Annotated in this window: 1 pseudogene; it reads left to right on the top strand. The window is 43.7% G+C overall.

Annotation, left to right across the window (positions count from 1 at the left end):
* Positions 1 to 662: pseudogene (locus tag D7Y06_RS25375) on the top strand (hypothetical protein); the annotation flags it as partial.
* Positions 663 to 798 lie beyond the last annotated feature (136 nt).

Genomic DNA, 798 nt, shown 5'->3' with positions numbered 1-798 from the left:
CGGAACTGTATGCAGAATTAATGAGGCTGTTTGAAGGGCTTTCAGAAGACAGGGAAAATAACCCGGAAGAGTTTCAGGATAAATATGGCAGCCATTACAGTGAGGCCAAAACCGAAGAAAAGAACAGGGAGAGATATGAATACAGAACCGTCCAGTCATACAGTGATCCCGGCGGGATACAGGAAAGGCGCCCTTATATAGCAAGTGTGGGAAGGGCAAAACAGGTGCGCATCATGCAGATACAGGATGACCGTGGGAACGATATAACGCCATGTCTTGTGGGATTTTTGGAAGAGGGGAGCAAAAAACAGCCAAAACGGGCGGCCGAAGAAGGGATGGGGAATGACGCAGAATGGTTTGGGCTGGCAGCAAGTAAAGTACTGAATGCAGAAGAAATGCTGAAATATAAAAGAAAGCATTGGGCGATCGAGAACCGTCTCCACTATGTACTGGACGAAACATTTGGAGAAGATAAAAGCACGATAAAGCTGGGGAAGAACACTATGTCGCTCCTTCGTAAATGTGCATATAATATTGTGCGGTTACTCCAAATGGAAAACCCGGAGGGGCAGGGAGGCATTCCAGATATAATAGATAATGTCTGTGACAATTTAAAGATCGGTCTTCAAATGATTTTCAGTCCGATACCGAGCCGGTATTAAAGGATGGGACATTGGCATCTAAAAAACGCAAAGTAAGCTAATAAGGGGATTTTATGCCCTTTTTTGGAGAGATACATGAAATTCAACGGTAAACGATATATAACATCACATTAGAATCTTTCGTGAAACAACCCTA

The organism is Roseburia sp. 1XD42-69 (genome assembly GCF_003612565.1).
GTDB lineage: Bacteria > Bacillota > Clostridia > Lachnospirales > Lachnospiraceae > Roseburia_B.
Note: the sequence above shows the minus strand (reverse complement) of the source record. Positions and strands in the feature narration are given on the sequence as shown.